Below are 25,682 nucleotides of genomic sequence, written 5' to 3' on the forward strand. Positions count from 1 at the left end.
ACCCAGAGTCATGCGCGGGAGCGCGGAGGGGGCGGGGCTGAGCGGTGAGGGAGGGAGGGCAGGCGTCGGTGAGCCGCGGGGGCGGTTCGCCGGGCGCGGTGATACTGGTGTCAGGTCGCAGGGAATCTCCGGAAAAGGGAGCAGGTTCGGTGAACTCGGGTGGGGCGGACAGCCGTTGGGAATCGGCGGGATCGGGCGGCTCGGCCGGCCGGCACGCGGTCGTCGTCGGGGGCAGTCTCGCGGGGCTGCTCGCCGCGCACGTCCTCGCCGGGCACGCCCAGAGAGTGACGATCGTGGAACGCGACCGCTTCCCCACCGAAGCCGAAGCCGAAGCCGAAGCCGAAGCCGAAGCCGAAGCCGACCTCGACGCTGAGGCCGGCGTCGTCGGGAGCACCCTCGCGGGTACCGCTCCCCGGCCCGGCGTACCGCAGAGCCGGCACCCGCACGTTCTGCTGGAGGGCGGCCAACTCGCCCTGGAGGCGCTGTTGCCCGGGTTCATGGAGGAGCTGCGGGCGGCGGGCGCGCCGCGCGTGGGGATGCCGGAGGACATCGTGCAGTGGCAGAGCGGCCGTTGGTTCCGGCGGGTGCCCGCGTCGACGCACATCCACACCGGCTCGCGCGCGCAGATCGAGCGGCTGATCCGGCGCCGGGTCCTGGCGAACCCCTCCGTCACCCTCGTCGAGGGCACCGAGACCGTGGGACTGCTCGGTGACGCGTCCCGCGTACGCGGTGTGCTGCTCCGCGAGCGCGGTGACGGCGCTCGGGGCGCACAGCGCGAACTGGCCGCCGATCTGGTCGTCGACGCCTCCGGGCGTGGCACCAAGGCCCCGCGCTGGCTGACGGCCGTCGGGGCCGAGGCGCCGCACGAGGAGACCATCGACACTGGCCTCGCCTACGCCTCCCGCGTCTACCGCGACACGACCGGAACGCTCGGCGCCGACGCGAGTGCCGCGGCCCTCGGGTTCTACGTCGTCCCCAACCCCGACCAGCCGTACGGCGTCGTCGTGCTGCCCCTGGAGGACGGCACCCATCTGGCCACCTTCTCCGGGCTGCGCGGCGACGAACCGCCCACGGACGAGGAGGAGTTCGAGACGTACGCCAAGCGGCTCCCGCATCCGGTGGTGCACCGCTGGATGCGCGATGCCGAGCCGCTCTCCCCGGTGTCCGGGTTCCGGCGCACCGCCAACGTCCGGCGCCGATACGACCTGCCGGGCCGCCGCCCCGCCGGGTTCCTGGCGACCGGCGACGCGCTGTGCACGTTCAACCCCATCTACGGGCAGGGCATGGCCGTCGCGGCGCTGAGCGCGGTCGCGCTGCGGGACGCCCTCGCCGATCCGCGCCGTACGCCCACCACGCGCCGCGTGCAGAAGGCGCTGCTCGCCGCGTCCCGGCAGGCGTGGGACATCTCGGCCGGGGCGGACAAGAAGATGCCCGGAGCGGTCGGCAACGCCGCCGTCGTACGGCCCGCCGACCGGGTCGCCGGGTGGTATCTGCGCCGCGTCCAGGAACGCACCCCGGGCGACCCCGTCGTGGGCCGTGCCTTCCGCGCCGCCCTCACCCTGAAGGAGCCCCTCAGCGCCCTCTTCGCCCCGAAGGTGGCCCGAGCGGTCCTCTTCGGCCCGGCCCGCCCGACCCCGGAGGAACCACCGCTCACCCGCGACGCCGGGGACGCCTGAGGGGACGCCCGGCGGGGGCGCGATGGGGAGGGGACGGAACCGACCCGGGCCGCCACCTTCGCTCGCCGTCACACAGACCGATAAATCCACATCAAGGTGTGTGAACCACACCAAAACAGTCACCCGCGTACATAGCTGATCCGAACAACTGGTGCGAACTTACGTGACCGTGTGAGGAGGAGTGGCTGATGAGCGAGACAGAGCAGGGCAACTCGACGAGGTTGCGGCAGACCGGTGAGACGGCCCGGGCCGAGGCGTCGGCCACCGCCGATCGCGCCAAGCAGGCCGCGGGACAGGTCGGGGGAACCGCCGTGGACCAGGCCGGTGCCGTCGTGGGGGAAGCGCGTCAGCAGGCCGGCGCGGTCGTCCGTGATCTGCGGAGCCGTGCGATGAACGAGGCAGAGGAGCAGACCCGGCGGGCCGCCGACTCGGTGCGCCACTGGGCGGACGACCTGGCGGGGCTGGCGGAGAACGCGCAGAGCGACTCCCCGGCCAGTGGTCTCGCCGCCCAGGCGGCCGACCGGGGACACCGGGCCGCCGACTATCTCGACAGAGCGGGCGCGGACGGCGTCCTCACCGATGTGCAGGACTTCGCCCGCAGGCGCCCCGGCATGTTCCTGGGCGGCGCGCTGCTGGCCGGGCTGGCCGTCGGGCGGCTGGTGAAGGTGGCGGCGAAGGCCGACGGGTCCGCCGAACGGGGACAGCGGCCCACGGCGACGGATGACGGACGCCCCACGGCGCTGCCGTCCGCTCCGACGCCCGAACCACAGCCGTCCGTCGGCATGCCGCCCGGCGGCGCGGCGGCCCGTGCCCGTCCGGGGGTGTGAGCGATGGTTGCGACCCGCTCCCGAGCCGTGGAGACACATGAGGACGCCACCGTGGGCGAACTGCTGTCCACCGTGACCTCCGATGTCCAGACCCTGTTCCGGCAGGAGGTCGAACTGGCCAGGACCGAGGTCAAGCAGGAGGCGACCGAGGCGGGCAAGGCGGCCGGCATGTACGGCGGCGCCGGGTTCGCCGGATACATGGTCCTGCTGTTCCTGTCCGTGGCCGCGCTGCTGGGCATGGCCAACGTGATGGACGGCGGCTGGGCCGCACTGATCGTCACCGCGGTGTGGGCCGTGGTCGCGGCGGTGCTGTACCAGCGCGGCCGCTCCCGTATGCGCACCGTGTCGCCGAAGCCCGAACACACGGTCGAGACACTGAAGGAGGATGCGCAATGGGCACGTCACCCGACCAGATGAGGGCCGAGATCACGGCCACGAGAGACCGGTTGTCCGCCGACGTGAACCGGCTCGCGGACCGCGCCAGCCCCCGGAAGATGGCCCGTCGCCGCACGCGCAGGATGCGTGGTGCCGTCTCGGGCATGCGGGAACGGGTCATGGGATCCGCCTCCCAGGCCGTCCAGGAGGCCGGCGGCGGCGCGCAGTCGATGGCCGGAACGCTGCAGGACGTGCAGGACGGCGGCCGGCAGGCGGTCGACACCGCCCGCCAGGCGGCCGGCCAGGCCGGTGAGGCCGTACGGCAGGCTCCGGACCAGGCCATGCGCCAGACGCAGGGCAACCCACTGGCCGCGGGGCTGATCGCCTTCGGCGTCGGCATGCTGGCGGCGTCGATGGCGCCCGCCACGGAGATGGAACGGGAGAAGGCCGGCGAGCTGATGCAGCAGGGCGGCGAAGCGCTGGAGCCGGTGAAGCAGGCAGCCCTCGACTCCGCGCAGAACCTGAAGGAAGGAGCCAAGGAGACCGTCCAGAGCGCGGCGCAGGAGGTCAAGGACACGGCCGCGGAGGCCGCCCGCACCACGCAGGACGAGGCCCGCGACCAGGCCACGCAGGTGGCCGACCAAGCCCGCGACTCGGGCCGCCAGGTCACCGACGAGCCCCGGCGACACCCCGGCCCCGGCTGAGCACCGCCCCGGCCCGCACCCGAGAGAGCCCCGACCGAGACCGCTCGGTCCGATGCCGTAGCCCCTCGCCCCCGGACCAGGGGTCCGGGTGCCGGTGCCCGGCGGCCCGCACCCGTCAGACCGGCATCGAACACCTCGCGCCGACGGGCACCCGCAGGGACGACCACGGGAGCAGTCTCCGTCGACGGCCACCCACCGGGACCGGCATGAACGCCTCGAGCCGATGCCACCCACGGCTCGGGCACCGCCTCCCGTACCCGCGGTCCGGCACACCTTCCCGTCGACGGACACCCACGACCGCCGCCCGTCCGCGCCGTGCCGAGCAGTACCGTCCGGAGGCATCCGGCGACGCCCACCCCCGTGCCGACGATCAACCGACCGCCGTCTTGACGGTCGGGATGTTACCGGTAACACTGCGAGGGTCCCCAGTCGCGACGAGGTGGAGTGCCCGCGTGTCCGACGTACCGACCGCATCCGCTGTGAACCACCCCCAAGCCGCCGAGGAGGCGCGGGTGTTCAGCCCGGCCGCCGTGGTCGCCTCCTGTGTGGGGTTCGTGCTCATCGGTGCCCTCCAGGCGCTGTACGGGCCCGCCATCCCGGCCTTCCGTGACGAGTTCGGGCTGTCCCCCTCGGCCGCCGGGCTCGGGCTGAGCGCCCACTTCATCGGTGGTGTCGCCGGTGTCCTGCTCTTCGACCGGCTCTACGGCCGGATGGGCAACCGCACGATCCTCGGCGCCTCGTACCTGCTGATGGCGCTCGGCGCGGCCGGCTTCGCGCTCGCCCCGAACTGGCCCGTCGGCCTCGCCGCCGCCCTGCTCGCCGGACTCGGCTTCGGCGGTATCGACTACGGCCTCAACCAGCTGTTCGCCGTCGGCTTCGGCAAGCGCTCGACGGCCATGCTGAACATCCTCAACGCCCACTTCGGCATCGGCGCGATCCTCGGCCCCGCCCTGATCGGCGCGGTCGGCGCCGAGCACTACCCGGCGGTCTTCCTCGCCTTCGCCGCCGCCAACCTGCCCCTGCTGCTGTGTCTGCGCGGCGTCCGCGACCGCGCGCCCCTGACCGCCGCGCCGGACGAGGACCCCGAGCGGGCCGGCGGGTCCGCCCTGCGCCGCAGCCTGGCCTCGGTGCTCGGCGTGTTCGTCGCCCTCTACGTCCTGCACGTGGGCATCGAGGCAGGCGTCGGCGGCTGGGAGCCCACCCACCTGGAGACCGTCGGCTACAGCGCCGGGGCAGCCGCCACCGCGACCTCCGTGTACTGGCTGATGCTGACCGTCGGCCGCTTCCTGGTGGTGCCCATCGCCCTGCGGTACTCCCCCCAGACGATCATCACCGTCTCCTGCGCGGGCATGACCGTCTGCCTCCTCCTCGCCGTCATCCCCTGGCTGGCCCCGTTCGCGTACGCCGGCGTCGGCCTCTTCATGGCGCCGATCTTCCCCACCGGCCTGCCCTGGCTGAACGCCGCCGCGCCGCGGGCCCGCAGCGCCGGCGCGCTGGTCATCGCCGCGTCCATGGTCGGGGGAGTGGCCGCCGGGCCCGCGCTCGGCAAGGCCATCGAATGGTCCGGCGTCCGCGCGGTGCCGCTGCTGCTGTGCGTCGTGTCGGCCCTGTGCCTGCTGGCCACCCTGTGGCTGATCCGCGCCACCCGCACCGACGCGGAGTCCCGCTGAGCCGCACCCGTCCCGCTGAGCCGCATCCGTCCCCGAGTCACCCGCATGTCCCGAGCCGAAGGGAATTCAGCCTTGCGCACGCCCGCCCTCATTACGTCGATTGACGGTTTCCTCCTCCACGGCGAACCGTTCCGGATCATCTCCGGCGCGATGCACTACTTCCGCATCCACCCCGACCTGTGGGCGGACCGGCTGCGCAAGGCCCGGCTGATGGGCCTCAACACGGTGGAGACCTACGTCCCGTGGAACCTCCACCAGCCCGACCCCGACAGCCCCCTCGTCCTCGACGGCCTCCTCGACCTGCCCCGCTACCTCAGCCTCGCCCGCGCCGAGGGCCTGCACGTACTGCTGCGCCCCGGCCCGTACATCTGTGCCGAGTGGGACGGCGGCGGCCTGCCCTCCTGGCTCACCACGGACCCCGACATCCGGCTGCGCACCAGCGACCCCCGCTTCACGGACGCCCTCGACCGCTACCTCGACATCCTGCTGCCCCCGCTGCTGCCCCACATGGCCGCGAACGGCGGGCCCGTCATCGCCGTCCAGGTCGAGAACGAGTACGGGGCGTACGGCGACGACACCGCGTACCTCAAGCATGTGCACAACGCGCTGCGTTCCCGCGGCGTGGAGGAACTGCTGTTCACCTGCGACCAGGCGGGCTCCGCCCACCACCTGGCCGCCGGGAGCCTGCCCGGCGTGCTGTCCACCGGCACCTTCGGCGGCCGGATCGAGGAGTCGCTGCGCAAACTGCGCGAGCACCAGCCCGAAGGGCCCCTGATGTGCTCGGAGTTCTGGATCGGCTGGTTCGACCACTGGGGCGAGGAGCACCACGTCCGGGACGGCGCCGACGCCGCCGCCGACCTCGACCGGCTGCTCGCCGCGGGCGCCTCCGTCAACATCTACATGTTCCACGGCGGCACCAACTTCGGCTTCACCAACGGCGCCAACCACGACCAGTGCTACGCGCCGATCGTCACCTCCTACGACTACGACGCCGCCCTCACCGAGTCCGGCGACCCCGGCCCCAAGTACCACGCCTTCCGCGAGGTGATCGCCCGCCACGCCCCGGTCCCGGACGAGCCCGCCCCGGCCCCGTCGCCGAAGCTCTCCGGCATCACCGTCGAGCTGGACCGCGGAGCGCCGCTCCTGCCGTGGGCCACCGCCCACAGCGCGTCCGCCGGCCGCACCGAGGACCCGCTCACCATGGAGGAGCTGGGCCAGCGCTCCGGCTACGTCCTCTACCGCAGCGCCTTCCCCGAGCCGGGCGACGGCCTGCTGCACTTCGCCGGCGGGGTCGGCGACCGCGCCCAGGTCTTCGTGGACGGCGCCCCCGTCGGCGTACTGGAACGCGAACGTCACGACGAGACCCTCCCGCTGCGCGTCCCCCGCGCCGGCGCCACCCTGGAGGTGCTCGTCGAGAACATGGGCGGGGTGAACTACGGGCCCCGCATCGGCGCCCCCAAGGGCCTGCTCGGCCCCGTCACCTTCAACGGCACGGCCCTGCACGGCTGGGACATCCACCGGCTGCCCCTCACCGACCTGTCCACGGTGCCCTTCGCCCCGGCCGGAGAGACGGCCCACGTCACCGTGCCCGCCTTCCACCACGGCACCTTCGACGTCGACACCCCCGCCGACACCTTCCTCTCCCTGCCCGGCTGGACCAAGGGCCAGGCCTGGGTCAACGGCTTCCACCTCGGCCGCTACTGGAACCGGGGCCCGCAGCGCACCCTCTACGTCCCCGCCCCCGTCCTGCGCCCCGGCGCCAACGAGCTGGTCCTGCTGGAGCTGAACGCCACCACCGCCGCCCGCGCGCACTTCACGGACACACCCGACCTGGGGCCGGTGAAGCCCTGATGACGTCCCCCCACCGGCTGCGCCTCCCGGCCGAGCCCCCGCCCCCGCTGCGCGGGCATCTGCCCTTCGCGGACGTTCCTGGCGCGACCGACCCCATCGAGGTCACCAGCCGCTGGCTCACCCGCGGCGGCCGCCCCTGGTTCCCGGTCTCCGGCGAGTTCCACTTCACCCGCTGCCCCGCCGGGCAGTGGGAGGAGGAACTGCTGAAGATGAAGGCGGGCGGGGTGACGGTCGTCGCCGCGTACGTCATCTGGATCCACCACGAGGAGACCGAGGGCGACCTCCGCTTCGACGGCGACCGCGACCTGCGGCGCTTCGCAGAGCTCTGCGCCCGCCACGGCCTGGACCTCATCCCCCGCATCGGCCCCTGGGTGCACGCGGAGGTGCGGGGCGGGGGTCTGCCCGACTGGGTCCTCTCCCGCACCGACGCGCCCCGCACCGACGACCCCGCGTACCTGGCGCCCGTACGCCGCTGGTACGCGGCCCTGGCCGAGCAACTGCGCGGTCTGGACCGGGGTCACGGCGGGCCCGTCGTCGCCGTCCAGATCGAGAACGAGCTGTACGACCAGCCGGGCCATCTGCTCACCCTGAAGCGGACGGCCCAGGAGGCCGGACTCGCCGCCCCGCTGTGGACGTCGACCGCCTGGGGCGGCGTCCAACTGCCCCCGGACGAACTGCTGCCCCTGTACGGCGGCTACACCGAGACCTTCTGGACCGAGGCCGACGGCGGCTGGCCCGACACCTGCCGCAAGCACTTCTTCTTCACCCACCAGCGCGACGACGAGGGCATCGGCGCCGACCTGCGCCCCACCACGGTCCGCGGCGGCGATCCGCAGGCGCTGGCGGACCGCTTCCCGTGGGCCACCTGCGAGCTGGGCGGCGGCATGGCCGTGGCCTACCACCGCAGGCCGCGCGTCGACGCCGCCGACATCGGCGCCCTCGGCCTCACCAAGATCGGGTGCGGTTCGGTGTGGCAGGGCTACTACATGTTCCACGGCGGCACGAACCCCCGGGGGCGCACCACGTTCCTCCAGGAGTCCCACGACACCGGCTACCCCAACGACCTGCCCCTGCTCACCTACGACTTCCAGGCCCCGCTCGGCGAGTACGGCCAGTACCGCCCCTCCTACGACGAACTCCGCCTCCAGCACCTGCTGCTGGCCGACTTCGGGCAGCGCGTCGCCCCCATGAGGTCGGTCCTGCCCGAGCGGCTGCCGACGGGCCAGGACGACCGGGAGACCCTGCGCTGGGCGGTGCGCGGCGACGGACGGTCCGGCTTCCTCTTCGTCAACAACCACCAGCCGCACGAGCCGCTGCCGGACCACACGGACGTCTCCTTCAGGGTCGACTTCCCCGACGCGCCGCCCCTCATCCTGCCGGCCACACCGGTCACGGTCCGCCGGGGCGCCTACTTCTGCTGGCCGCTCCGGCTCGACCTGGGCGGACTGCGGCTGGAATGGGCGACGGCGCAGGTGGTGTGCGTGCTGGACGGCGCGGGCGGCGGAGCCGAGGACAGCGGTGACGCCGACGGGGGCCGCCCGGTGCTGGTGCTCACCGCGATCGACGGCATCACCCCCGAACTCGCCCTGGACGCACGGTCGGTGAAGGCGGTGCGGGCGCCCTCCGGTGATCTGACGACCGTCGGGGACCGCCTCCTCGTCACCGGGCTGCGGCCCGGCACGGACGCCCTCGTCGAGGTGGACACCGCCGACGGCCGCCGCGTCGACCTCCTCGTCCTCGACGCGGCCACGGCGCGGACCGCCTACCGGGGCCCCGCCTGGGGCGCCGACCGGTTGGTCCTCTGCGACGGAGGCGTCGTCTTCGACACCCACCGCGACGAGGTACGGGTGCACAGCCGGTCCCCGGAGCCGTCGTTCGCGGTGCTGCCCGCACCGCCCGCGGCACCCGTGGCCGCCGAGGGCACGGTGAAGGAGACGGCGGACGGGGTGTTCGCCCGTTACACGCTGGTCGGGGCGGCCGACGGGCCGGGCGCCGACGGGCCGGGCGGGGCGGGGCGGAGCCTGCCCGTCTCCCTCGTCCGGGCGCCCGGCGAGGCACCGCCCACCGTCACCGGTGTGCTCGGGCGGGCCAGTGCCCCGGCGGACGAGCACTACGACACCGTCGCCGCCGAGTACCACGTGCCCGTGCCGGACGATCTGCCGCCCGGCACCCTGCTCCGCGTCCACTGGACCGGTGACACCGGCCGCGCCTACGTCGGGGACCGGCTCGTCGCCGACCAGTTCTACTCCGGACGCGTCTGGGACCTCGCCGTGGACCGGCTGCGGACGGAAGGGGACCCGGGAACGGAGGGCCTGCGGCTGAAGATCCTGCCGCTGCCCGCCGGGGCGCCGGTGCACATCCCGGACCGGACCGGCGACTCCCCGCTGCCGGCGCGGATCGACCGGGTGGAGTGGCTCACCGTCCACACCCTGTCGTTCCGGGCGGGCTGACCACGAGTCCGGGACCGGGAGGCCGGGGCCCGCGCCCCTGCCTCCGGTCGGCTCGGCTCCCCGGCGCCCCGGGCGCCGCACCTATTCTGTGAACCCCGGCGGGACGCCGTCCCGCCCTCCTGTCGAAGAAGGAAGCGCCGCATGTCCCGAAGCACCACGGACGGCACCGCCGCCGGGGACGCCGGTGCGGCCGGCGGCCCCAGACCCACCGGCAGCCGCAGCAGACGGAACTTCGCCGGCTCCCGGCCGGTGATGGACGACGTGGCCCGGCTCGCCGGCGTCTCCAAGCAGACGGTCTCCCGCGTCCTCAACGACAACCCGGCCGTACGCCCCGAGACCCGCGAGGCCGTGCGCGCCGCGATGCGCACCCTCGGGTACCGCCCGAGCCGCAGCGCGCGCTCCCTGGCCAGCGGCCGCACCCGCATGCTCGGTGTGATCTCGTTCGACGCGGCCCGCTACGGACCCGCCTCCACGCTCACCGCGATCAACACGGCCGCCCAGGACGCCGGCTACCTGGTCAGCTCCATCGCGCTGGACACGGCGGACCGCGACACCGTCGTCCAGGCGGTGGACCGGCTGTCCGCCGAGGGTGCCGACGGGATCATCGCGATCGCGCCCCAGCGCCCGGTGGCGACCGCGCTCGCCTCCGCCCGCCCCGACACCCCGCTGGTGATGCTCGACAACGGCCTCGGCGACGGCACCCCCGTGGTGTCCTCGGACTTCCGGGCCGGCGCACGGCTCGCCACCGAGCATCTGCTGGGCCTCGGCCACTCCACGGTCTGGCACATCGCGGGCCCCACCGGCTGGACCTCCGCCGACCGGCGGGCCGCGAGCTGGCGCGACACCCTCGCCGGGGCCGGAGCCCCCGTCCACGAACCGCTCGTCGGGGACTGGAGCGCCGACTCCGGCTACGCGCTGGGGCGGCGGCTCGCGGACAGCCCGGACGTCACCGCCGTCTTCGTCTCCAACGACCAGATGGCCCTCGGACTGCTGCGGGCCCTGCACGAGGCGGGCCGCCGCGTCCCGGACGACGTGAGCGTCGTCGGCTACGACGACATCCCGGAGGCCGCACACCTGCTGCCCCCGCTGACCACCATCCGCACCGACTACTCCGAGATCGGCACCCGGTCCCTGCGGCTGCTCCTGACCCAGCTGGACGACCCCGCCGACACGGAGGAACCCCCGGCGAAGACCGAACAGGTCGTCCCGGTCGAACTCATCGTCCGCCGCAGCACCGGCCCGGCACCGCACTGACCCGGGGGAGTGCAGGGCGGCGCCGGGGGAGAGCCGGGAGCGTCGCCCTCGGTCACGGCTTGCGGGCTATCGCCCCGTACATCGCGATGTCCTCGTCGCGGATGCCCTGCTCGCCGGTGCCGTCCGGGTGCCACTTGTGGACCTGGACGATGCCCGGCTCGACGAGCTCCAGGCCCTCGAAGAACTCGTGGGCCTCGTCGATGGTGCGCAGCCGCATCGGCATGTCGCGGGCCGCGTACTCGCGGGCGACCCGGCCCACCTCCTCCGGCGCGAACTCGGCGGTGCCGATGGTCATCGCCAGGTAGCTGCCGGACGGCAGGGGTTCGAGGAGCCGGCGCACGATGCCCACCGCGTCGTCCTCGTCCAGGACGAAGTGGACGATCGCGATCACCGTGAGCGCGACCGGCCGGGAGAGGTCCAGGGTCTCCAGGAACTCGGGGGAGCCGAGAACGGTCTCCGGGTCCTGGAAGTCGGCCTCGATGTACGCGGTCCTGCCCTCGGGGGTGCTGGACAGCAGCCCCTGGGACAGGGTGAGGACGATGGGGTCGTTGTCCACGTAGACCACCCGCGACTCGGGGGCCACCGACTGGGCGATCTCGTGGAGGTTGGGGGAGGTGGGGATGCCGGTTCCGATGTCGAGGAACTGGCGCATGCCGGCCTTCTCGGCGAGCCATCGCACCGCGCGGTTCATCCAGTCGCGGTTGGCGCGCATATGGACCGGCAGGGCCGGCCACTCGTGCGCCATGGCGTCACCGGCCTCCTTGTCGGCCGGGTAGTAGTCCTTGCCGCCGAGGATGTAGTCGTAGATGCGCGCGGAATGCGCGTGCTCGGTGTCGATCCGGTCGGCCGGCCATCCGTTGTCGGGCAACGCCGCCCCTCCCATCAGGTCGTTCGGTCCAGGTGCGTGGTCGGGCAGAAGCCCGGGGTCCGGTGTGCGCCGAACCCCGGTTCAGCAAGTGGTGCGTCAACACAGCTTGGCAGCAAGGGGGTTCACAGCAGGAAGTCGGCCTCGCCCGCCTTCACCCCGGCCAGGAACGTGGTCATCTCCCGTGGGGTGAAGACCAGCGCCGGGCCGTCCGGATCGGTCGACTGGCGTACGGCGACCCGGCCGTCCGCCAGCTTCTTCACCTCCACGCAGGCACCGCCCGCGTCGTCGCTCCAGGGGCGGCGCCAGTCGTGGGCGCCGAGGTCGCGGGCCGGCATGCCGTTGCGTACGTCGCGGATGTCACGTATCGAGTGGCGCACTTCCTGGGATATGTCGTGGTGCACGTCAGAGCTCCTTGCGTAGGGCGCCGAGGAGGGCCTCGGTCTTGCGGGGCGCCGCGGACTGCGCGCCCAGCCGGTCCATGGCCTCGCGGTAGACGACCACGTCGCCCCCCTTGTCGAGGTACACCGCGCCCACCAGACCGTTGAGATAGACGATGTCCGGCAATTCGGGTGCCCTGAACCGGAAGAGATGGAACGCACCGGCCCGCATCGCGGGATGCGGGCCGTGCCGGAACGGCATCAGCTGCACCGTCACATGCGGCAGCCGATTCATCTCGATCAGATGGTCGATCTGGGCGCGCATCACGTCCGGCCCGCCCACCGGCCACCGGAGCACCGTCTCGTCCATCACCACCCACAGCCGAGGCGGCTGCTCCCGCCCGAGCAGCTCCTGGCGGCGCATCCGCAGCGCCACCCGCCGCTCCGTCGCCTCGGTCGCCGCGTGCGGATTGCCGGCGCCCAGCAGGGCCCGCGCGTACGCCTCGGTCTGCAACAGTCCGTGCACGAACTGCGCCTCGTACGCGCGGATCTGGAGCGCCGCCTGCTCCAGGCTCAGATACGCGGCGAACCAGTCGGGCAGGACGTCCCGGTAGGTGTGCCACCAGCCGCGTTTGTTGGCCTCGCGGACCGATTTGAGGAAGGTCTCGATCTCCTGCTGGTCGCCCACCCCGTAGACCTGGAGCAGTTTCTCGACGTCCGGCAGGCGCAGCCGGGCGACCTTGGCGGCCTCCATCCGGCGGATCGTGGAGTGACTCACCCCGATCGCGTCACCGGCCTGCTCGAACGTGAGGCCGGCGCGCGTGCGCAGTTCCTCCAGTTGCCGCCCGAGGATCATGCGCAGTACGGAGGGGGCCCCGCCCCAGTCGGTCTCCGCGCTCACGCCCACCTCCTCGCCTCGATGACGCAGTCTGGCACGATCTTGGCGCGAAGAATGACATCCTGCGATCGACGAATTGCAAATTTCAACTTGCTGGTTGCGAGGTGTTGTTCACGGATGCCAGAGTGGGACCACCGTCACGGCTTCGGTGAACCCTGGGGCTGCGCGGCCAGGTTGGGGGAGATGTGGCCGCAACTCAGCGCTGTTTGCAGCGAGTTGCACGACCCTCGCGGTGTACAGCGAGGCCGGCCGTGGCACCGGCACCACTGACGGTGCGAAGGGCCCACGAAAGGCGTACGGCGATGGCTCCGCCCCTCCTCCCCCAGTCGTCGGACCGGTTACCGCCGGCCATGTGTCCACCCGCCCGGCGGGCGGCCGCCTACGAGCCCCACAGGGCGGGCGTCCTCGGACTGCCCGCGGTGCCCGCCTCGGCGGGTGAGGCACGCAGAACGGTCCGTGAACTGCTCGAAGAGTGGGGAGTGACTCCGGACCTCCGCGAGGACGCCCTGCTCATCACCTCCGAACTCGTCACCAACGCGCTGACCCACACCACGAGCGAGTGGATCGTGTGTCGGCTGCACCTCACCGGGCAGCGGCTCCGCATCGAGGTCGAGGACCAGAACCGCGGTCACGCCCAGCCCGCCCGACGCCGACCCGGACCCGACGACCAGAACGGACGCGGGCTCATGCTGGTCGGCATGCTCAGCAGCGACTGGGGGGTCGGCGAGGCCCCACAACGGTCCGGTCGCGTCGTCTGGGCAGAACTGCCGTCGGAGGGCCGGGAAACCGCCGAGCCCGCCCCTCCGACGGCGTGACCTTCCACCGGGACCGCACGACCGGGTCCACGCTTCCCTCTCCGCACGGCGAGAGGGAAGCACGGTGAGCACACCTGGGCGTTGTGCTCAGCGGTGTCCCGGCAGGGTCCCGGTCAGAGCTGTCCGCTCGCCGCCAGTCGGGCCTCCGCCTGGGCGCGGGCCGCTTCCAGCACGGCCAGCAGGACCGTCTTGCTGGACTGGCGCTCGCGCACGTCGCACAGCACGACCGGCGTCGACGGGTCGAGGTCGAGGGCCTGACGGACCTGCTCGGCGGTCGCCTCCCTGCGGCCGTCGAAGCAGTTGACGCCCACGGCGAACGGGATGTCACGGGACTCGAAGAAGTCGATCGAGGCGAACGACGCGTCCAGACGGCGGGTGTCGGCGAGGACCACGGCCCCCAGCGCGCCCGTCGACAGGTCGTCCCACATGAACCAGAAGCGGTCCTGGCCCGGCGTACCGAAGAGGTAGAGCACCAGCTCCGGTGAGATGGTGATACGGCCGAAGTCCATGGCGACCGTGGTCGAGGTCTTCTTCTCGACGCCCGCGAGGTCGTCCACGCCCACGCTCGCCGCGGTGATGCGCTCCTCGGTCTCCAGCGGGGCGACCTCACTCACCGAGCCCACCATCGTGGTCTTGCCGACGCCGAAGCCGCCCGCGATGAGGATCTTCAAGGCGGTGGGGAGGAGCGGCTCAGAGCTGACGGATACCATCCATCACCCTTTCGATGAGATCCACGCTCGGCTGCTCGGTCAGCGCGGGCGGGGCCTGGACAATGATCAGCTCGGCGTTGAGGAGGTCGCCACAGAGCACCTTCACCACGCTCACCGGCAGATCCAGGGTCCCCGCGATCTCGGCCACCGCGACGGCACGTTCGCGGCACAGCGCGAGGATCGCCATGGCCTCCGGCTCCAACTGGTCCTGCTCCGACTCATGCGTGAACCGGGAGACCACCAGCGTGATCAGCGTGAAGTGATGTCTGCTGTGGCGAGTACGGCCACCGGTGATGGCGTACGGCCGGACATGACGTCCGGCCTGCTCATCGTCGAGCCATCGCGGCTCACGCATCCTGGACGTAACCGGACGAGGCATCCACTCGTGGTGCGGCACTCAGGTACTTGCCGACCTGCTTGACCAGAGTTCCCATCTCGAACGCCATCATGCCGACGTCCACCTCCTCCGAGGCGATCGCGGCCAGCCGCGCGCCCCGGCCGGCGGCCGTCACGAAGAGGAAGGCCCGCTCCATCTGGATGACGGTCTGCTGCACCTCGCCGCCGTGGAAGTGGCGTGCCACGCCCCGGGCGAGGCTGTGCATGCCGGAACCGACGGCGGACAGGTGCTCGGCGTCGTCACGCCGGATGTCCCTCGACTTCCCGATGAGAAGGCCGTCCCCGGACAGCACCACGGCGCAGCGGATCTCCGGAATCCGCTCGACGAGTCCGTCCAGGAGCCAGTCCAGCTGGGGACCGGGTTGTACCTGCTCAGTCATTGCTGAATGTTCCTCACAGTTAGTCGGCGCCAGGGGAAGCGCCGGTCAGGTGGCGCCAGGGGGGTTGCGCCGGGGGGTGGGGCGCCGGGGGAGCACCCGTCATGTGGCGCCGGGGCCGCGCGGTGGTGCCTGCCGGTCGTCGTTGCCGTCCGGCCCGCCCGGCTCGGAGAGCCGGGCCCGCTTCAGCCCCTGCTGGATTGCGATCATGGCGCGTGCCGAGGCGTCGGGGGAGAGTCCCGCCTCGGTGTCGCCTTTCCGCAGACCGTCCGCTGCCTCCTTGCGGAGCTGCTGTGCGAGGCTCGCACCCCGGGTCCGCTGGGGCAGGACCTGGGGTGTGGTCAGGGGACCGGAGGAGGTGCCCCGGCCGGACGCGGCGGGGGAGGAGTGCCCGGTCATGGCACCCGACCCGGAGGTGGCGGGCCCGAGCCCGGCACCGCCTCCGCTTCCGTACTGGGGTCCGCTTCCGGTCCCGTACTCCGTTCCGGCACTCGTCCGGGTGCCGGAGCCGTACTCGGATCCGCCGCCGTATCCGGCGCCCGGACCCTGGTGCGCCGCGCCGGGCGTGCCGCCACCACTGGTCATGGTGGTGAGCGGCGCGGTGGTCTGCCCCGCGGGCGCGGTGTGGTGCGTGGCGGGCTCCTGCGGGGGAGCCCAGTCGGGGGTGCCCGGGGACGAGGGCACCGGGGGCGCCGACTCGGGGGGCAGCAGTCCGGCACCTCCGTAATCGGGGAATCCGCTGTGGTCCGGCATCCGGGTGTCCGTCAGCAGGCTCCCGGGGGCCGCCAGCGGGTCGGCGCCACCGGAGAGGGCGCCGGCGCCCACCCCGGCGAGCACCCCGGCACTCTGCGGCTCCGACACGTCGGAGACGGCGCGCCCGCCCCCGCCGAGCCCCCTCCGCTCGCCCGTATCGGAGGACACCGCCGCCATGTTCGACGCGGCCACCGCCGACGTGAGCTGGTCGAGGACCGGCGAGTCCACCTCTTCCAGGAGGTCCGCCGGAAGCAGTACGACGACGAGCGTGCCGCCGTACACCGACTCGCGCAGCTCCACCTTGATGTTGTTGCGCTCGGCGAGCCGCGCCACCACGAAGTGCCCGAGGCGCGGGTCCGCGCCCAGGGCGGTCATGTCGAGCTTCGGCGGGTGGGCGAGGAGGTGGTTCGCCTTGTGCCGCAACTCCTCCGGCATACCCAGGCCGTGGTCCTCGACATGGATGGCCAGGCCCTTGGCGACCTTGGTGGCGCTGATGAACACCTGGGTGTCCGGCGGCGAGAAGCTGGTGCCGTTCTCGATGAGTTCGGCGAGCAGATGCGTCACGTCCGACACGGCCCGCCCGGTCAGGGCGAGCCGACGGTCGGCCGGCTGGTTCTTGATCTTGACGCGGGTGTACGCCTCGGTCTCCGCGACCGCGCTGCGCATCACGTCGGTGATGGAGACGGGCGCCGTCATCCGGCGGGTGGGCGGCGACCCGGAGAGGATCACCAGGTTCTCCGCGTGCCGGCGGACACGGGTGGCGAGATGGTCGACCTTGAAGATGTCCTTCAGCAGGTCGGAGTCCTCGTGCTTGCGCTCCAGGTCGTCCAGGAGGGAGATCAGGCGGTGGATCAGGATCTGCGTCCGGCGGATCAGCTGGGCGAAGACCTTCTCGGAGCCCTCCCGGCCGAGGCTCTGGCGCACCGCGCTCTCGGCGGCGACCCGCCCCAGGTGCTCGATGGCGCCGGCGAGCCGCTCCATCTCGTCCGCCGACGGCTGCCGGCCGGCGGCGAGGGACTCGGGTTCTATCCGCTCGCCGCGCTCTATTCGGGCCAGCAGTTGCGGCAGCCAGACGTCCGACAGCTCCTCGGTCCTGCGCTGGAGGTCGGCGATCCGGCGCAGCGTGGAGCGCCGGCCGCGGGCGGCCAGCAGCGCCCCGGCGGTCAGGGCGACCAGGGTGGCGGCGGACCCCAGAAGGGTGGCGAGGAGCAGGTCGTCGGCACGCTGCGAACCGGCGGCGGCGACGCCCCGGACGGACTCGGCGCCCAGCGACTGGAGATCGCCGATGACACCCTCGCTCGCACCGGGCCAGGTCGGTGCCTGCCGGGGCAGTGCGGTGCCCTCGCCGTTGGTCATGGCGTCCTCGACGACGCCGATGGTGGTCCACTGTGCGCTGTCGGTGATCTCCCCGTAGGAGGCGGCGCCGCCGACGGGCAGATCACGGGCGTTGAGCGCCGCGCGGATCTCCTGCTGGATCGCCAGGTACTGGGAGAACCGGGTGCGTGCCTGCGGGGTCAGCTTGCGCGAGGGCAGCGCGCCGGAGATCAGCGCGTCCTCGCGGGAGAGCATCTCGGTGAGCCGTACGACCGCCGTGGTGGCCTCGGCGGAGTGCGCGCGGCTGCCGTCTTCGCTGCTCACGGCCGCGCCGAACAGGTTCACCCCGGCCTGCACGGCACCGGTGAAGTACTGGAAGGCGCCGTCGCCGCCGAGCTCACGGTCGTCGATCGCGGAACGCCGGGCCGCCAGGTCGTCCAGCGCGTCGTCGAGCTTCTCCGCCAGGTTCCGCAACCGGTGGGTGTCGAACGCGGACATGGACGCCTTGCGGTACGAGGTGACCGCGGTGTCCGTCTTCTCGCGGGCATCGTCCAGCTTCGAACGGTCCGACCCGGCCCGGCTCGTCTGCCACACGGCGGTGAGTCGGCGCTCCTCCTGGAGCCGGGACAGCACGGTCTGCGCGGGCGCGGCGACGGAGGTGGCCCGGTCCGACTCGGCCCACAACTGGATCTGCTCGTCGACGAGTCCGGCCGCCGTGTAGCCCCAGATTCCCGTGGCGAGGACCGCGGGGACGACGAACGGCACGACGAACGAGTACCGGAGGGATGTGCGAGAGGCGGACCGATGACGTGTCCGCCGGTCGCGGGTGCCTGGCATCTGATTCCTCGTACGACAGCGAAAATCCGATGGCGGTCAGGGGTGGCGCGTGGTGTCCGACATCCCCCCTGTGCGCCGACTTGACACGCCGTCGGCAAATGTCAGCGGCCGTGGGGAACCGTATCAGGCCCCGTGCCTGGCCGTCAGCATCCGCTTGACCGCAACCAACCGCTCGTGGGCGCGAGTTGACGAAGATCACAAAAGGGTGAGCAGCTTGGGGGTGTACAAGGCGCTCGCCGTGCCGATACCGGCCACCGTGTCGAAGTAGATGGACGTCAGTTCCGGGTCCTGTCGCACGGCCCGCAACAGGGACAAGCGTTGCTCGTTGGGCTCCAGTCGGGCAACCCCCAGGGTCGCCTCGTACCCCGGAGTGAGAGCGGCGTCACGTTCCTCGGCGTACGCGTCGAGTGCCGCGTCGAGGGCCGCCAGGTCGCCGCCGAGACGGGGGCCGGCGTGCTTCGCCAGGGATTCCGCTTGTTGAAACGCGTCAGTGATGCCGCGGGCGGTGATCGAGTCCTTGTGGTGGCCGGCGTCCCCGACCAGCGCCCAGCCGGGCCCGGCCGCCTGCCGGAAGAAGTTCCGCTGGTCGCCCGTTCCGCGCAGTCGCTCCACCGGCTCCCGGTCCGCGATCCGTTCGTACAGGGTGGGCGCGGTGGTGCGGACCTGCTCCCGGTAAGCCGAGCAGGCGTCGGAGCGGATCTCGTCGAAGCGGGCCTGCGGGAAGTAGGCGAGGACGAGGGTCGCGTCGTCGTTGGTGGCGACGGCCGCCACCCAGGACCCCGTGCTCTCGTACAGCTCCAGCGAGGCCGGAACGTCGGTGTAGTAGGCGTAGTACGCGCAGGTCAGCCGCGCGTCCTCGACGGTGAACGGGGCCTTCGCGAGATCGGCGACGGTGGAGCGCATGCCGTCGGCGCCGACGACCAGGTGGGCGCGTTCGCTGAAGGGCCGTCCGTCGTGTGCGCCCTCCACACCGACGACCCGGCCGGAGGTGTCGTGCAGCAGGCCGGTGACCACGCACTTCTCCCGGTACTCGACCCCGGCCGTGACCGCCGCCTCCACCAGGACCGGGTCGAGGACCCGGCGCCGGGGCGCGTACGCGGCGCGCTGTCCCTCCACACCGCGGGCGCAGCCCTCCAGCCGTATGTCCGCCACCTCGTAACTCACCCGGTCGAGCGGTGGGCAGCCGGTGGCGCGGACGGCGTCGAGGAGGCCCCAGCGGGCGAGGGCGGCGACCCCCGGCTGGTGGATGAGGTGGGTGGACAGGGTGTCCGAGCCGAAGGCCCCCTTGTCGAGCAGGAGGACGCGGTGGCCCGCGCGGGCCAGCAGCATGGCGGTCGGGGCTCCGGCGCAGCGCGCCCCTACCACGATGGCGTCGAACATGTGGGCCTCACTACATGGGTGAATGTCGGAAGGGGAGCGGACGGGCCGGCGGTGGGAGGGGGCACCGGCGAGGTGCGGGACCGGCACGCCGGGAGCGGCCGGTCCCTCCGGGAACGCGAGAACCCCCGAGAAGCGCGTGCGGACACCCCCGGGCCGCGTGCGGACGCCCCGGGGAAGGGGGCGGTGCGCGGCGGGTGGGGGGATCGGGCGACTTCGGGGGTTCATGGGTGACGGGATCGGAGAGTCGGGTGAGGTCGGGGCCGGGGGTCAAGCCGGCCCCAGGGGTGGGTGGACGGTTCGTGCGGTCGGGGTGGGCGGGGGTCGAGCGGCGGGAGACGGGAGGAGGCCGGAAGGGGAGCGTCCCCTTCATCGCTCCCCAACGGGGTGGCGCGGTCGCTTCCGGTTCGGGTGAGGGTTTTGAGGAGGGCGGGGAGATGTCGTGAGGGGTCGGGGAAGGGTCAGCGGGGGCGGGTGAGTTCGGTGAGGAGGGCCCGGCGGTCGATCTTGCCGTTGGGGTTGAGCGGCAGTTCGTCGAGGACGGTGATCCGGCGCGGCAGCATATAGGGAGGGAGCCGGGAACCCAGTCCGGCGAACAGCCGGTCGGGGGCGCAGCCGGTGCCGCTGACGGCGGCCTCCAGCTCCGGTTCGCCGTCGGCGGCCGGCACCGCGAGCACGACGGCCTCGCGCACTCCGTCCTGCTCCCGCAGCATCGCCTCGATCTCACCGAGCTCGATGCGATGGCCGCGGATCTTCACCTGGTGGTCGGTGCGCCCGAGGTGGATCAGCTGCCCGTCCCGCAGGGCGACCCGGTCGCCGGTGCGGTACCAGTCGGCCTCGGTGACCGGGCCGGTGCCGGTGCTTGTGCCCGTGCCCGTTCCCGTGCTTGCGCCGGTGCCGTTGTCGGCGGGGAGGAAACGGCCCGCGTCGTTCGCCGGGTCGAGATAGCCGGGGAAGCGCTGCGGGCCGCGCATGCACAGCTCCCCGGTGTCGGCGGGCTCGCCGTCCTCGTCCAGGAGCAGGAAGTCCAGGGTGGGGAAGCACCGGCCGATCGGCGCCGTGCCGTTCGGGGTCTCCGGCCAGTCGGCGAGGTTCGCGGGGAAGCGGTAGCCGGTGCAGGAGATGGTCAGCTCCGTCGGCCCGTACAGCACGTCGAGCTCGCTGTTCGGGGCGGCCTCCCGCCACTCGCGGGCCGCGGCCAGCGACAGCGGTTCGCCCCCGAAGATTGTCCACCGCAGGGTGGGCATGCTGCCCGGCTTCAGGGTGCCGAGGCGGGAGGCGAACGTGATGAGCGAGGGCACCGAGAACCAGTGCGTCAGCCGCAGGGCGTTGACGGTCTTCACCGGTGACAGCAGCTGACTGCGGGCCGGCACCACCAGGGTCGCCCCGCCCGCCCAGGCCACGAACAGATCGTGCACCGAGGCGTCGAAGGTCAGCTCGAACGTCTGTGACATCCGGCTGCCGGGCCCGACACCGTACCGGGGCGCCACATGACCGAGGTTGGCGGAGATGTTCCGGTGAGTGATCGGCACGCCCTTCGGCGCCCCGGTCGAACCGGAGGTGAAGACGATGTACGCCAGATCGTCCGGGCCCACGCGGGGCCACTCCCCGTCCGGGCGGGGCTCCGCGGCGATCGCCGCCAGCGCCGGCTCGTCCAGGACGAGCCGAGGCACCCCCGGGTCCGTGTCCTCGGTGTCGGTGATGACCAGGTCCAGCTCCGCCGCCCGGACGATCCCGGCGGTGCGGCCCGCCGGGTACTCCGGGTTGAGGGTGACGGCGGTGGCCCCCGCCCGCTGGATCGCGAGATACCCGGCGTACGCGGCGACCGAGCGGCTCGCCAGCAGCCCGATCCGCCGGGGCCGCTCACCCCCCGCCGCCGTGAGCAGCCGGGCGGCGATCCCCTCGGCGAGCCGCCGCAGTCCGGCGTAGGTCAGCCGCCGGTCCTCGACCTCCAGCGCGACCTCGTCCGCGAACTCCTCGGCGGAGCGGGCGAACCAGCCGTACAGGGTCTGCGGGTCGGTGCTCGGCCCGGGCGCCGCCGGGCCGCCGGGTCTGTTCGGGGCGGGCGTGCCGACCCCGGGGCGGGCGCTCATCGGGCCGCGGCCTCCAACTCGCGGGTCCACTCGCGCAGTTCGCCGACCGTGCGCAGGCGGCCGAACTCCTCCGGGTCGACCTCCTGGCCGGAGCGTCTGGTCAGCTCCACCACGATACGGAGCCGGGCGAGCGAGTCGATGCCGATCTCGGTGAGGGTGGAGCCGTCGTCGAAGCCGGTGCGGGCGTGCTCCCGCAGCAGCCAGGACGACAGATCGCTCTCCAGGTCCCCGCCGCGGGCGCTCTCACCGGGCCAGTACCGCTTGGTCTGCCACGGGTAGTGGGGGAGGGGGACGAAGTGGGCGCCCTTCTTGAACTCCTTGAACTCCTTCTCCCAGTCCACCTCCTCGCCCGCCCGGTAGCGGTCGGCGACCTCACGGGTGGAGTGCGCGGCGTGCGCGCCCGGCGTTCCGGTGAGCGCGGCCACCAGTTCCGCGTGCGTGGCACCGGACACCGCCATCCGGTGCTCGTGGTGGCGGCGGCGCAGCGCGGCGCTGAAGCAGATGTCCCGCACCGGGTACCCGGCGCCCGCCCCGCCGGTGTCGAGGTACTCCGCGTACGACCGGGCCAGCGCGTCCAGCGCGGCGGGCGTCCGGGCGGAGAGCGGGAGCACATAGGTGGTGATCGACAGCGCCGCCATGAGCCGTTCCTTGAAGGTCTCCTTGGCGGGTTCGGCCTGGCGCAGGACGACATGGGCGTTGAGCGCGGAGGAACCCTGACCGGATATGCCCATGACAGCCGGACGGCCGTGGTCTCCCAGGGGGCGCGGCGAGCGGGGTATCTCCAGCGGCAGTTCGTCCCAGGCGACCGCGGGGTTGGGGGTCTCCACATGGAGGCTGGCCGGGATCTCGCCGTGCTCCAGGCAGAGCACCGCCTTGATCAGCCCGGCCAGTCCGCCCGCCGCCTCCGCGTGACCGATGTTCGACTTCACCGAGCCGACGAGCAGCGGCCGCTCCGCCGGGCGCCCCTCGCCCAGCACCGTGCCGAGCGCGGTCAGCTCCAGCGGGTCGAACACGGGAGAGCCGGAGCCGTGCGCCTCGACGTAGTCGACGTCGGCGGGGTCGATCCCGGCGTCCTCGTACGCCCAGCGCAGCACGTCGAGCTGGCCCGTGAGGGAGGGGACGAGCACCGAGTCGCTGGTGCCGCCGTCGTTGCCGACGGCGCTGCCCTGGATGACGGCGCGGATCCGGTCCCCGTCGGCGACCGCGTCGGCGAGGGGCTTCAGCACGACGACGGCGACGGCGTCGCTGGGCGCGTGCCCGTCGGCGCTCGCGTCACCGAACCTGCTGCGCCCGTCCGCGGACATGCCCCCGGCCGCGGTCATCACCTGGCCCTCGTCGGGGCGGAGTTTGAGGTTCACACCGGCGACCACGGCGAGCGGGATCTCCTTGGCGCGCAGGCTCTGCACGGCGCTGTGCACGGCGGTGAGCGAGGACGAGCACGCCGTGTCCACGACCAGGCTGGGGCCGCGGAGGTCGAAGAAGTGGGAGAGCCGGGCCGGCAGCAGCGAGCGGAAGTTGTGCAACTGGGCGGCGGTCGCCCCGTCGGCGCCGAGCCGCAGGGCACGCTCCAGGTAATCGGCGCGGGTGTTGCCCACGAAGACGCCGGTACGGCTGCCCGCCAGGGCGTCCGGCCGCTGGCCCGCGTCCTCCAGCGCCTCCCAGGTGGTCATCAGCAACAGGCGCTGCTGCGGGTCGAGTTCCACCGCCTCGGTGGCGGACAGTCCGAAGAACTCGGCGTCGAACTCCGCCGCCTCCACATACCCGGCCCGCCTGCTGGCCAGCTTGCCGGGGCCCGGCCGGGGATCGTGCAGGGCGTCCACGTCGTAACGTTCCGGTGGGGTCTCGCTGGTGGCGTCCACGCCGTCGCGCAGCAGCTTCCACAGTTCATCGGTCCCGGCGGCCCCCGGGAGTCGGCAGGCCATGCCGATCACTGCCACGGACCGTGCGTCCACGTCCGACTTCTTCAACGGACCTCTCCTTCGCAGTTGCGTCGATGTGCCTGTGTGATGGCGCGCTCGACCTCCACGTGGCCCCGGGGGCGCCGAGTCCGGCGGATGGTGAGCATGTTTCAGGTTCACGAGTCTGAAGTGGCCACCCGGACGTCCTCGTACCGGGTCCCCCGTGGAACAGCGGGGCAGGGCGCCCTCACTCAGGCCTGTCGACGACAGGCCCCGGAACCTGTCGTTGACAGGTCCCTAACCGGAACGGTGGCCGACCGCCCCGGATGCTGTACTGCTGCGCTGTGCGCTCAGTGGATCTTGGCGTGAAAACGTCGTAGGCGGAAGGGTGTTCCAGCCCACATGTGAGACCGGGGGTCCGCAGCCCGAACCGCACTCGCCCCACCGCTCGACACCCTCTCGTTCAGCCGGAAGCGCACGCACGACCGTCGAAAACCGGACCATCGCACGATTGTCGTACGCAAAATCGTTTCCGCTCGATTGTCGTTCAAGGTTTGGCGGGAAGTGATCGCCGAAGGTTGAAACTTGGAGAAATTTGGACAGGATCCCGGGTTGGCCGACAGGGCGGGGCCCGTGAGGCAGGGGGTCCGTCAGGGCCGTCCGTGGCACTGTCCATCAAGTCAGCCTAGAGCCACCACCGTTGTCTGTGAGGCATCCGGGACAGAAATTAACGGCCGTGGTGAGCCGCGGAGTCCTGGATTCTGCTTTCATCTGCGGTATGGATCCCCAGACCTCGTCCGACCAGGCACTCCGCGCGAGCGAACAGCGCAGGCTCCGGCTGCAGGTGCTCGGCCTCAACAGCGTGGAAGCGGAAGCCACCTTCGACCGGGTGGCCCGGCTCGCCGCGAGCTTCACCCGCTCGCCCCTGGCCATGGTGAACTTCATCAACGACGAGCGGCAGATGTTCCGCGGCATGTACATCCCGCCCTCGTCCCCCGGTGAGAAGGTCGGCCCGGACAGCCCGGCCGTCCCCTTCGACCTGAGCGAACTGTCCCGTGAGGCGCCCGGCGACTACGGCTTCTGCCCCCATGTGGTCGCCCAGGGGTCCCAGCTCGCCCTGGACGACGTCTTCGACTACCCCAGGTTCAAGGGCAACCCCCTCGTCAACGACCTGGGCGTCCGCTCGTACCTCGGCACCCCCCTGCGCGACAACACCGGCATGATCCTCGGCACCCTCTGCGTCGCCGACTTCGAGCCCCGCCAGTGGGACCGTCGGATACGCGAGGCCATGCAGGAGCTCTCCGAGACCCTGCTCGCCGACTTCAAGCTGCGCGACAGCCTGCTCGCCCAGCAGCAGGAGCTGTTCGCGGTGTTCGACGGTGCCCCCTTCCCCATCATGCTCACCGAGGGGCCCAGCCACCTGCTGCGCTACGCCAACGGCAGGCAGGGCCAGGCCTTCGGCATGGTCCCGCAGTTCAGTCCGGGCCGGCTCGCCCTGCCGCACCTGGACGCCGTCGGCGTCTTCAGCGCCATGGACGACGCCTTCCACAGCGGCCGCGCGGTCACCCTCTCCCGCGCGCGTCTCGGCACGTACGACTACCCGCAGCCCCAGGAGTTCGACTTCCTGTGCACCCCCGTGCGCACCTCGCCCGGCGCGCCCATCAGCGGTGTGCTGACGGTCGCCATGAACGTGACCGGGCAGGCCTTCGCCGGTCCCGAGCAGCAGGGCTTCGCCGGTCCCGAGCAGCAGGCCTTCGCCGCCAACGTGCAGGAGCGCTTCGAGCAGCTCGGCGCGGGCGCGTTCCCGGGACAGCGGCCGTAGGCGGTGTTGTGAAAGTCCCGCACAGCACCCGCGGCGCCCGGCACGCACCCTCGCCGCACCGGCAGGCGACGGGCCGGGCTCCGCTCGGTGGCCGGATCCCCGTCGACGGACCGGGCGCATGGTGAGACGTACCTCACATGGCCCGGTCCGGTCATCGGCGAAGAAATCCGGAAGCTGTATGGGCCACATACGGGCAATCTCGGCCAAGTTCCGCAACCCCGGAATCCGGACATCTGACGGGAGACGTCCGGCATCTCGCACATTCCGTGTCCGTGCCGTGTGGCTTGTGAGCGACCTGTCACCGGACGGTCCGAGGACCTCCAGAAGGCCGCTCGCCGGG

20 protein-coding genes are annotated in these 25,682 nt (G+C 72.5%); 10 read left to right on the forward strand and 10 right to left on the reverse strand.

Annotation, left to right across the window (positions count from 1 at the left end; all coding sequences use genetic code 11):
- Window positions 1–149 precede the first annotated feature (149 nt).
- From SMA5143A_RS01435 to SMA5143A_RS01470, 8 genes are all read left to right on the forward strand, one after another.
- Complete coding sequence (locus SMA5143A_RS01435; RefSeq protein ID WP_107460980.1) at window positions 150–1,676, forward strand: FAD-dependent oxidoreductase; 1,527 nt, start codon at window positions 150–152, stop codon at window positions 1,674–1,676.
- 188 nt (window positions 1,677–1,864) lie between these two features.
- Window positions 1,865–2,503, forward strand: coding sequence for a hypothetical protein (locus tag SMA5143A_RS01440; protein WP_107460981.1), 639 nt, complete (start codon window positions 1,865–1,867; stop codon window positions 2,501–2,503).
- A gap of 3 nt (window positions 2,504–2,506) precedes the next feature.
- On the forward strand, window positions 2,507–2,920 hold the full coding sequence (locus SMA5143A_RS01445; RefSeq protein WP_107460982.1) for a phage holin family protein: 414 nt from the start codon (window positions 2,507–2,509) through the stop codon (window positions 2,918–2,920).
- Window positions 2,896–3,582, forward strand: coding sequence for a DUF3618 domain-containing protein (locus tag SMA5143A_RS01450; protein WP_107460983.1), 687 nt, complete (start codon window positions 2,896–2,898; stop codon window positions 3,580–3,582). Before SMA5143A_RS01445 ends, SMA5143A_RS01450 begins: the two co-directional genes overlap by 25 nt.
- A 512-nt stretch (window positions 3,583–4,094) precedes the next feature.
- Entirely contained in the window at window positions 4,095–5,252 is a 1,158-nt protein-coding gene (locus SMA5143A_RS01455) for an MFS transporter (protein ID WP_107461026.1), read from the forward strand.
- 45 nt (window positions 5,253–5,297) lie between these two features.
- Window positions 5,298–7,103 (forward strand): glycoside hydrolase family 35 protein, encoded by a 1,806-nt coding sequence (locus SMA5143A_RS01460; RefSeq protein WP_181361672.1) that lies wholly within the window; start codon window positions 5,298–5,300, stop codon window positions 7,101–7,103.
- Window positions 7,103–9,553: a beta-galactosidase gene (locus tag SMA5143A_RS01465; protein WP_107460985.1), complete on the forward strand. Its 2,451-nt coding sequence runs from the start codon at window positions 7,103–7,105 to the stop codon at window positions 9,551–9,553. Before SMA5143A_RS01460 ends, SMA5143A_RS01465 begins: the two co-directional genes overlap by 1 nt.
- A 141-nt stretch (window positions 9,554–9,694) precedes the next feature.
- Complete coding sequence (locus SMA5143A_RS01470; protein WP_107460986.1) at window positions 9,695–10,807, forward strand: LacI family DNA-binding transcriptional regulator; 1,113 nt, start codon at window positions 9,695–9,697, stop codon at window positions 10,805–10,807.
- A gap of 52 nt (window positions 10,808–10,859) precedes the next feature.
- Here SMA5143A_RS01470 and SMA5143A_RS01475 read toward each other — a convergent pair whose 3' ends face one another.
- The 3 genes from SMA5143A_RS01475 to SMA5143A_RS01485 form a co-directional block, all read right to left on the reverse strand.
- On the reverse strand, window positions 10,860–11,675 hold the full coding sequence (locus SMA5143A_RS01475) for an SAM-dependent methyltransferase (protein ID WP_107461027.1): 816 nt from the start codon (window positions 11,673–11,675) through the stop codon (window positions 10,860–10,862).
- A 122-nt stretch (window positions 11,676–11,797) separates the two neighbouring features.
- Complete coding sequence (locus tag SMA5143A_RS01480; RefSeq protein WP_055520851.1) at window positions 11,798–12,010, reverse strand: DUF397 domain-containing protein; 213 nt, start codon at window positions 12,008–12,010, stop codon at window positions 11,798–11,800.
- A 67-nt stretch (window positions 12,011–12,077) separates the two neighbouring features.
- A complete protein-coding gene (locus tag SMA5143A_RS01485; protein WP_107460987.1) occupies window positions 12,078–12,953 on the reverse strand; it encodes a helix-turn-helix domain-containing protein in 876 nt (291 codons plus the stop codon).
- A gap of 347 nt (window positions 12,954–13,300) precedes the next feature.
- On the opposite strand from SMA5143A_RS01485, the gene SMA5143A_RS01490 reads away from it, so the two are divergent.
- Window positions 13,301–13,765: an ATP-binding protein gene (locus SMA5143A_RS01490; protein WP_107460988.1), complete on the forward strand. Its 465-nt coding sequence runs from the start codon at window positions 13,301–13,303 to the stop codon at window positions 13,763–13,765.
- Between the two features lie 113 nt (window positions 13,766–13,878).
- On the opposite strand, the gene SMA5143A_RS01495 is transcribed toward SMA5143A_RS01490, so the two are convergent.
- The 7 genes from SMA5143A_RS01495 to SMA5143A_RS01525 form a co-directional block, all read right to left on the reverse strand.
- Window positions 13,879–14,475, reverse strand: coding sequence for a GTP-binding protein (locus SMA5143A_RS01495; protein WP_099967949.1), 597 nt, complete (start codon window positions 14,473–14,475; stop codon window positions 13,879–13,881).
- The gene (locus tag SMA5143A_RS01500; RefSeq protein ID WP_099967948.1) at window positions 14,456–14,830 is read right to left on the reverse strand and encodes a DUF742 domain-containing protein; all 375 of its coding nucleotides are present in this window, start codon (window positions 14,828–14,830) and stop codon (window positions 14,456–14,458) included. Before SMA5143A_RS01500 ends, SMA5143A_RS01495 begins: the two co-directional genes overlap by 20 nt.
- Window positions 14,823–15,251 carry a roadblock/LC7 domain-containing protein gene (locus SMA5143A_RS01505; RefSeq protein ID WP_107460989.1) on the reverse strand — a complete coding sequence of 143 codons (429 nt, stop codon included), beginning with the start codon at window positions 15,249–15,251 and terminating at the stop codon, window positions 14,823–14,825. Before SMA5143A_RS01505 ends, SMA5143A_RS01500 begins: the two co-directional genes overlap by 8 nt.
- A 99-nt stretch (window positions 15,252–15,350) precedes the next feature.
- Window positions 15,351–18,080, reverse strand: coding sequence for a sensor histidine kinase (locus tag SMA5143A_RS01510; RefSeq protein ID WP_181361674.1), 2,730 nt, complete (start codon window positions 18,078–18,080; stop codon window positions 15,351–15,353).
- A gap of 267 nt (window positions 18,081–18,347) precedes the next feature.
- Window positions 18,348–19,532: an NAD(P)/FAD-dependent oxidoreductase gene (locus SMA5143A_RS01515; RefSeq protein WP_107460991.1), complete on the reverse strand. Its 1,185-nt coding sequence runs from the start codon at window positions 19,530–19,532 to the stop codon at window positions 18,348–18,350.
- A 458-nt stretch (window positions 19,533–19,990) separates the two neighbouring features.
- Complete coding sequence (locus tag SMA5143A_RS01520) at window positions 19,991–21,622, reverse strand: amino acid adenylation domain-containing protein (protein ID WP_107460992.1); 1,632 nt, start codon at window positions 21,620–21,622, stop codon at window positions 19,991–19,993.
- Window positions 21,619–23,589 (reverse strand): type I polyketide synthase, encoded by a 1,971-nt coding sequence (locus SMA5143A_RS01525; RefSeq protein WP_107460993.1) that lies wholly within the window; start codon window positions 23,587–23,589, stop codon window positions 21,619–21,621. Before SMA5143A_RS01525 ends, SMA5143A_RS01520 begins: the two co-directional genes overlap by 4 nt.
- Before the next feature lie 709 nt (window positions 23,590–24,298).
- Here SMA5143A_RS01525 and SMA5143A_RS01530 point away from each other — a divergent pair.
- Window positions 24,299–25,342 (forward strand): GAF domain-containing protein, encoded by a 1,044-nt coding sequence (locus SMA5143A_RS01530; protein ID WP_107460994.1) that lies wholly within the window; start codon window positions 24,299–24,301, stop codon window positions 25,340–25,342.
- Window positions 25,343–25,682 lie beyond the last annotated feature (340 nt).

Source organism: Streptomyces sp. MA5143a (assembly GCF_900290235.1).
Lineage (GTDB): Bacteria > Actinomycetota > Actinomycetes > Streptomycetales > Streptomycetaceae > Streptomyces.